5 protein-coding genes and 1 pseudogene are annotated in these 7,618 nt (G+C 73.8%); 4 read left to right on the plus strand and 2 right to left on the minus strand.

Annotated elements, in window-relative coordinates; all coding sequences use genetic code 11:
- Positions 1-388: pseudogene (locus tag J7E94_RS35135) on the plus strand (IS200/IS605 family accessory protein TnpB-related protein); the annotation flags it as partial.
- A gap of 118 nt (positions 389-506) precedes the next feature.
- Here J7E94_RS35135 and J7E94_RS31305 read toward each other — a convergent pair.
- Complete coding sequence (locus J7E94_RS31305; protein ID WP_215020201.1) at positions 507-2,192, minus strand: thiamine pyrophosphate-binding protein; 1,686 nt, start codon at positions 2,190-2,192, stop codon at positions 507-509.
- Between the two features lie 46 nt (positions 2,193-2,238).
- Positions 2,239-3,204, minus strand: coding sequence for an agmatinase (speB, locus tag J7E94_RS31310; RefSeq protein ID WP_215020202.1), 966 nt, complete (start codon positions 3,202-3,204; stop codon positions 2,239-2,241).
- Positions 3,205-3,331: 127 nt separating this feature from the next.
- On the opposite strand from speB, the gene J7E94_RS31315 reads away from it, so the two are divergent.
- From J7E94_RS31315 to J7E94_RS31325, 3 genes are all read left to right on the plus strand, one after another.
- Positions 3,332-4,951, plus strand: a complete 1,620-nt coding sequence (locus J7E94_RS31315; protein ID WP_215020203.1) for a PucR family transcriptional regulator — start codon at positions 3,332-3,334, stop codon at positions 4,949-4,951.
- A 234-nt stretch (positions 4,952-5,185) separates the two neighbouring features.
- A complete protein-coding gene (locus tag J7E94_RS31320) occupies positions 5,186-6,343 on the plus strand; it encodes an acyl-CoA dehydrogenase family protein (protein WP_215020204.1) in 1,158 nt (385 codons plus the stop codon).
- 27 nt (positions 6,344-6,370) lie between these two features.
- Positions 6,371-7,249, plus strand: a complete 879-nt coding sequence (locus J7E94_RS31325) for an acyl-CoA thioesterase II (protein WP_215020205.1) — start codon at positions 6,371-6,373, stop codon at positions 7,247-7,249.
- The last annotated feature ends 369 nt before the right edge of the window (positions 7,250-7,618 follow it).

The following is a 7,618-nucleotide window of genomic DNA, read 5'->3' on the forward strand; positions in this document are numbered from 1 at the left end:
CGGCATCACGATCATCGCCGTAGACCCTGCCTACACCTCGATATGGGGCGCCCAGCACTGGCAGAAGCCCCTTACCAGCACCACTCGCACCACCACCCGTCACGATGCGGCGAGCATCGCGATCGGCAGGCGCGCCCAAGGGCACCCGATCCGGCGACGGACGGCACCGCCCCACGACGACCGGAGTGATCGTCGCGGGCATCGGACCGTCCAGGCCCAACCGGGCACCCTCGGACGTGAGGAACCCCGCCCCCGCGTCCCCGGACCACGCACACGATGCGTGTCGCCGGACGCGGAGCGAACGCGGGAGACCAGGACATCCAAAACCGTTCGGGATGCCCGCAGCGACCAGGAATGGGTCCAAGACCCACTCCTGCTCACTGAGTAGGAACGGTCCTCGGTCGCGGCCGTCTCCTTGTGCCGGCCCCACTCATCCTCGAACGACACAGCTCCCCTCGCACACCGCCTACCTGATCAAGGCCACCTAGCGAGCCCCCGACCGGCCCTCAAACGTGCGTGGGGGCGAACATGCGCAGTTGTGCCGGAATGACCAGGACCGATGGGCCGGGGGTGGCGAGGGCCTTCGCGAGGTCCGCGCGGAGGGTCTCCCGGGAGATCAGGGCCGCCGGGACGCCGAAGGATTCCGCCAGGGCCACGAAGTCGGGGCGGGTCAGCTCCGTTGCCGTCGTGCGGCCGTCGAAGGAGTCGGCCATGTACTCGCGCAGGATGCCGTAGCCGCCGTCGTCCACGATCAGCCACGTGACGTCGAGGTCGTGCTGCTTGGCCGTGGCCAGTTCCGCGATCGAGTACATCGCGCCGCCGTCGCCGGAGACCGCCAGGACCGGGGTGCCCGGCTCGGCGACCGCCGCACCGAGGGCAGCCGGGAAGGCGTAGCCGAGGCCGCCCGCGCCCTGGGCCGAGTGCATGGTGTTGGGGTGCTTCGCGTCGAAGGCCGACCAAGCCCAGTAGGACAGGATCGTCATGTCCCAGAACGACGGGGAGCGGGCGGGCAGGGCCGCGCGGATCGAGGCCAGGAGCTCCTGCTCCAGGGTCAGGTCCTGGGAGGCGAGGCGTGCCGCGATCTCGGCCAGCAGGGCGCGGACCCGCTCGGGGGCCTGCGGGTCCTCGCGTTCGGAGACCGTTTCGAGAAGGGCCTGGAGGGCGAGGCGGGCGTCCGCGTGGATGCCCAGGGCCGGGTGGTTGGACTCCAGCTTGCCGAGGTCCGCCTCGATCTGGACGACCCGGCCCGTGGGGAAGAACGTGTGGTAGTTCGAGCTGAGTTCCCCGAGGCCCGAGCCGACGACCAGGAGGACGTCCGCGTCCTCCAGGAAGTCGGTCATGTGGCGGTCCTCCAGCCAGGACTGGAGGGAGAGCGGGTGGGCCCACGGGAAGGCGCCCTTGCCGCCGAAGGTGGTGACCACCGGGGCGTTCAGGCGCTCGGCGAGCTGCTTCAGCTTGCCCGCCGCGTCCGAGCGGATGACTCCGCCGCCCGCGATGATCACCGGGCGGGAGGCGGACGAGAGCCAGTGGGCCGCCACCGCCGTGAGCTCGGGGCGCGGAGCCAGCTCGTGCGGCGTGGCGTCCATGCCGGTGACCTGCGGGATGAGGGTCTCCGCGCGCAGCACGTCCTCCGGGATCTCCACCCAGACCGGGCCGGGCGGGACCGTGAGGGCCGATTCCCAGGCCTCGGCGACGACGGAGGGGATCTGGGAGGGGGTGCGCGCGATGTGGACCGACTTCACGACGTCCCGGAAGGACGCGGACTGGTCGCGCAGCTCGTGCAGGTGGCCGCGGCGCCCACCGCCCAGGCCCGCCGAGGGGACCTGCGAGGAGATGGCCACGACCGGGGCGGAGGCCGCCGCCGCCTCGGCGAGGGCCGGCAGGGAGGTGAGCGCCCCCGGGCCCGTGGAGAGGAGGAGGGGGACGGCCTCTCCCGTGATCCGGCCGTACGCGTCCGCCGCGAAGCCCGCGTTGTTCTCCACCCGGAGGGTGACCAGGTGCAGGTCCGAGCGGCCGACCGCGTCGAACAGGGCCAGCGCGTGCTGCCCCGGCAGACCGAAGACGGTGGTCGCGCCGAGGCCGCGCAGCGCCTCCACGACCAGGTCCCCGCCCGTCCGCCCCGGCGGCGGCGCGAGTGCGGCCGCCGTCTGGGCCTCGGTGGGACGGAGTACCAGGTCGTGGTCGTGCGTCACGTGCGCTTACTCGCCCTTCGGGTTCGCCTTCGCCGCCGCACTGTGCTTATCGACCCTGCCTGGCGGCAGCGATCTGGCGGCTCATGATCGTGGTGAGCTCGTACGCGGTGTGCGAGGCCGCGACCGAGGTGATCTCGGCGTGATCGTACGCCGGGGCCACCTCGACGACGTCGGCGGAAACGAGGTTGCAGGAGGACAGGCCGCGGATGATCTCCAGCAGCTCGCGGGAGGTCATGCCGCCCGCCTCCGGGGTGCCGGTGCCGGGCGCGTGCGCCGGGTCGAGCACGTCGATGTCGATGGAGATGTACAGGGGACGGTCGCCGATGCGCTGGCGCAGCTGGTCGGCGACCTCGTCGGCGCCGCGCCGGTAGACGTCCGCCGAGGTGACGATGCCGAAGCCCATCTTGGCGTCGTCGTCCAAGTCCTGCTTGCCGTACAGCGGGCCGCGCGTACCGACGTGGGACAGCGCCTCGGTGTCGAGGATGCCCTCCTCGACGGCGCGGCGGAACGGGGTGCCGTGCGTGTACTCGGCGCCGAAGTACGTGTCCCAGGTGTCCAGGTGCGCGTCGAAGTGGAGCAGCGCGACCGGGCCGTGCTTCTTCGCGACGGAGCGGAGGAGGGGGAGGGCGATGGTGTGGTCGCCACCCAGGGTCATCAGGCGGGAGCCGGAGGAGAGGAGCTCGTCGGCGGCGGCCTCGACCGTCTCGACGGCCTCGTTGATGTTGAACGGGTTGACGGCGATGTCACCGGCGTCCGCGACCTGCGCGAGGGCGAAGGGGGAGGCGTCCTGGGCCGGGTTGTACGGGCGCAGCAGGCGGGAGGCCTCGCGGATGGCGTTGCCGCCGAAGCGGGCGCCGGGGCGGTACGAGACACCGGAGTCGAAGGGCACTCCGACGACGGCGACGTCGGCGGAGCCGACCTCGTCGAGGCGCGGCAGGCGGGCGAAGGTCGCCGGGCCCGCGTAGCGCGGGATGCGGGAGGAGTCGACGGGGCCGCGCGGCTGCGTGCTCATGGGGGGTGCCCTTCTGGAGGTCCTGCTGGTTCCTGCTGGTGCGGTGCTTCGAGCGTAAGGCGACACCTCCGGGCCGCGCAGTGTACGTTCTATCCACAGACCACCCCCTGATGTGTACGGAGTATCCATGGAGGCCCCGCCGACCCAGCCGGTCGCCCTCGGCGCGCTGCTCGCCGACCGGGAGCTGGGCCTGCGGCACCTCGCGGGGCCCGCCGAGGCGGAGGTGCACGGGGTGCACGCCTCCGAGATGGCGGATCCTTCGCCGTACCTGCTGGGCGGCGAACTGCTGCTGACGGCGGGGGCCGACCTCGCGGATGCCGGCGCGGGCCAGGACAGGGGTGAGGGCGGCCAGGGGCCGTTGCGGGCCGCCGGGACGGAGGCCGGGGAGTACGTCGCCCGCCTGGTGCGGGCCGGCGCGGCCGGGGTCGGGTTCGGGGTGACCCCGGTGCACGAGACAGTGCCGCGGGCCTTGGTGGACGCCTGCGACCGCCACGGGCTGCCCCTGGTCGAGGTGCCGCCCGGAACCCCCTTCACGGCGGTGGCCCGGACGGTGTGGCGGCTGATGGCGGAGGCCCGGACCCGGGAACTCCGCCGGGTGACCGAGGCGCAGCAGTCACTGGCCGCGGCGGCCGGCCGCCCGGACCCGGTCGCGGCCGTACTCTCCCGCCTGGCGGCGAGCCTGGGCGGCTGGGCCGGCCTGCTCACCCCGGAACCGCTCCAGCGCCCCGCGAGCACTGGCCCGGCCGGCCGGGACACCGCCGGCGCGGGCCCCGACCGCACGGGCCCCGACCGCACGGGCCCCGACCGCACGGGGCCCGACCGCACGGGGCCCGACCGCACGGGCCCCGACCGCACGGGCACCGACCGCACCGGCACCCGCACCGGCCCCGCCGGACTGCGCACCGTCAGGGCCGCTGCCGGGGGTGAACCCGGGGGGGATGTGCGGGCCGCGCTGGAGGCGCTCGCGGAGCGGGTCGCGCCCGGCTCCGCGGCGACCGCCACCGACACCCTGGCCGGGACGGACCTCGCGGCGTACGCGGTGGGCAGCGGCCAGGTGCTCGCCCTGGCGACCCCCGCCCGGGCTCCCGGCGACCACACCATCGCCTCCGCCGCCGCCGTGCTGCTCACCCTGCTCACCGCGAGCCGCCCGGCCGGGACGGAGGCGGCCGCCCTCACCCGGCTGCTGCTCGACGGGGACCCGGCCGGGGCCCTCGCCCCCGGGCCCTGGTACGCCGTGCACGCCCGGGGCGCCGACGACCCGCAGGCCCTCGCCGCCACCCTGGGCACCGTACTGCTGGACCCGCGCGGGCCGGTCGTACGGCTGCTCACCGACCGGGAGCCCGGCCCGCAGCCCGGCTGGCGGTTGGGGGTGAGCGCCCCGGCCGCGCCCGAAGCCCTGGCCGGCGCCGACGCGCAGGCCGGGCGGGCCCTGGAGCGCGCCGAGGCGGCCCGCACCCCGATGGCCCGGCACCGGGACCCCGGCTTCGCCGGCCTGGTCGGCGAAGCCGAGGCCCGCGCCCACGCCGAGGCCCTGCTCGGCCCGCTCTCCGCCACGCTCCGGGACACCCTGCGCGCCTGGCTGGCCCACCACGGCAGCTGGGACCGCAGCGCCGCCGCGCTCGGCGTCCACCGCAACACCGTCCGCCAGCGCATCGCCCGCGCCGCCGATCTGCTGGGCGCCGACCTGGACGACCCGGACACCCGGATGGACCTGTGGTTCGCGCTGCGCCGGCCGCCCGAGCGGTAACCGCCTCGGCCCTGCCCAGTGCCCGGCACGGCAGAAGCGGGCATCCGGCCAGTCGCCGTTGGCCGGGTCACTCCACGGAGAGGGCACCGGGGGCCCGTCGGCGGGCCCGCCGCAGAAAGGTTTCCGCGGGCGTGTTCTCCGCCCTGGACAGCCGGAGTGACTCCCGGGTAACTTAGCTATGAGCAAGCGCTTAGCCATTTAGTCTGGCCGAACCAGGGATCGAGGAGGCGGCTCGTGCGCCGTACGGTATTCAACGAGGACCACGAGGCGTTCCGGGACACCCTCCGGGCCTTCATCGAGGCCGAGGTCGTCCCCGTCTACGACGAGTGGTTCGCCGCCGGCCAGGCGCCGCGCGAGTTCTACTACAAGCTCGGCGAGCTGGGCCTCTTCGGCATCAACGTCCCCGAGGAGTTCGGCGGCGCGGGCCTGGACACCCACAAGTTCGAGGCCGTCCTCTACGAGGAGACCTCGCGCGCGGGCGTCCAGTTCGGCGGCTCCGGCGTGCACGTGCTGCTTGCCCTCCCCTACATCAAGATGCTGGCCGACGACGAGCAGAAGAAGCGTTTCCTGCCGAAGTTCGTCACCGGCGAGGAGATGTGGGCCCTGGCGATGACCGAGCCGGGCACCGGCTCCGACGTCGCGGGCATGAAGACCACCGCCAAGCTCTCCGAGGACGGCACCCACTACGTCCTCAACGGCGCCAAGACCTTCATCACCGGTGGCGTCCACGCCGACCGCGTGATCGTCTGTGCCCGCACCTCCGCCCCGCGCGAGGACGACCGCCGCTTCGGCATCTCCCTCTTCGCCGTGGACACCAAGTCCGAGGGCTACTCCATCGGCCGCAAGCTGGACAAGCTCGGCCTGCGCACCTCCGACACCGCCGAGCTGGCGTTCGTCGACGTGAAGGTGCCGGTCGAGGACCTGCTCGGCGAGGAGAACAAGGGCTTCTACTACCTCGGCGCCAACCTGCCCTCCGAGCGCTGGGGCATCGCCTTCGGCGCGTACGCGCAGGCCAAGGCCGCCATCCGGTTCGCCCAGCAGTACGTGACCGAGCGCACCGTCTTCGGCAAGCCGGTCGCCCACTTCCAGAACACCAAGTTCGAGCTGGCCGCCTGCCAGGCCGAGGTGGACGCGGCCGAGGCCGTCGCCGACCGCGCCCTGGAGGCCCTGGACGCCGGTGAGCTGACCGCCGCCGAGGCCGCCTCCGCGAAGCTGTTCAACACCGAGGTCGCGCACCGCGTGATCGACAAGTGCCTCCAGCTGCACGGCGGCTACGGCTACATGAACGAGTACCCGATCGCCCGCCTGTACGCCGACAACCGCGTGAACCGCATCTACGGCGGCACCAGCGAGGTCATGAAGTCCATCATCGCCAAGTCCATGGGCCTGTAAGGGATTCAGGGCACCTACCCTTCCCCCATGAACGAGGCACTGACGACGCTCCTCGATCTGCTCGACCTCGAGCAGATCGAGGAGAACATCTTCCGCGGCACCAGCCGGCCTTCCCTGGTGCCGCGCGTCTTCGGCGGCCAGGTCGCGGCCCAGGCGCTGGTGGCCGCGGGCCGGACCGTGCCCGCCGACCGCACGGCGCACTCGCTGCACTCGTACTTCCTGCGCGCCGGCGACCCGGGCGTGCCCATCGTGTACTCGGTGGACCGGATCCGCGACGGGCGCTCCTTCACCACGCGCCGGGTCGTCGCCGTCCAGCACGGGCAGCCGATCTTCCACCTCTCGGCGTCGTTCCAGACGTACGAGGACGGCCTCGACCACCAGGCCGCCATGCCCCCGGCCCCGGACCCGGAGACCCTGCCGACCGCGGCCGAGTCCCTGCCCGCGTACCGGGACATCTTCCGCGACCCCGGGACGGTGGAGCGGCTGATCGACGCGCGCGGCGCGGTGGACCTGCGGTACGCCACGGTCCCGCCGTGGGGCAGCATCGGCGAGCCGGTGGAGCCGCGTACGCAGGTGTGGTTCCGCACGGCGGGCAAGCTGGACAGCTACGACGCGCTGCTGCACACCTGCCTGGCCACCTACGTCTCCGACATGACCCTGCTGGACTCGGTGCTGCTCGCGCACGGGCGGGGCGGGTGGGCGGTGGGCGACGTCGTCGGCGCCTCGCTGGACCACGCGATGTGGTTCCACCGGCCGTTCCGCGCGGACGAGTGGCTGCTGTACGACCAGGAGTCCCCCTCGGCGTCCGCCGGCCGCGGCCTCGGCCAGGCCCGCATCTGGACCCAGGACGGCCGACTGGCCGTGACCGTCATCCAGGAGGGCGTCGTCCGCGTCCCGCGCGGCTAGTGCTGTGACCGGGTGCCGCCGCTTGGCGCGGGGCCGGGGGGCGGGTACGGGTGTCGGCCCTGCGGGGCCGGTCCCCTATCCGCCCTTCCTCCTCCCCCAGACTCCGTCCGGGAGGGACCCCCACCCGGGCTCCGCCCGGACCCGTTCCTGGGGCTCCGCCCCGGACCCCCGGCAGCGGCGCCGCACGGGCGCAACGCCCCGTCGGGCTGCGGCTAGTGCTGTGGCCGGAAAGGTTTGCCGGGGCGCGGCGTCCGGTGCGGTGCATCGCAAGGCGGAGGGCCGCGGCTCGTACTGGACGTACTTGCGCGGTCCGACAACACGGCGAGGTGCCGTGCCTGAGGGCACCTCCGCGGAGGTCCCCCCGGACGG

The sequence above is a fragment of the Streptomyces sp. ISL-94 genome, from assembly GCF_018614075.1.
Classification (GTDB): Bacteria; Actinomycetota; Actinomycetes; order Streptomycetales; family Streptomycetaceae; genus Streptomyces.